Genomic DNA, 253 nt, shown 5'->3' with positions numbered 1-253 from the left:
TCAGTACGAATATTATCTATTCTATGATGAAGTTTCTGTACCTTAAGCCTTTGTTTTTGTATATTTGTTTTTTGAGTGGACTCTCCTTTCTTTAAATTTTCATACTTTCGAGAAAGACTTCTCTGTTCTCGAATAAGCTGTTTTTCAAGTTTCTTTAATCTTGCAGATTTGTTAATGTTCTTATAAGTTTTACCATTAGAAACAATGGCAAAATCCTTTAATCCAAGGTCAATGCCAATTCCTGCATTGGAAT

At 30.8% G+C, this 253-nt stretch carries 1 protein-coding gene; it reads right to left on the bottom strand.

The window, feature by feature from the left end:
• A partial coding sequence (locus QVO42_RS08215) for a transposase (protein ID WP_288164140.1) occupies positions 1-253 on the bottom strand: 253 nt, incomplete at both ends.

It is taken from the genome of Catenibacterium sp. CAG:290, assembly GCF_000437715.1.
Taxonomy (GTDB): domain Bacteria; phylum Bacillota_I; class Bacilli_A; order Erysipelotrichales; family Coprobacillaceae; genus Catenibacterium; species Catenibacterium mitsuoka_A.
Note: the sequence above shows the minus strand (reverse complement) of the source record. Positions and strands in the feature narration are given on the sequence as shown.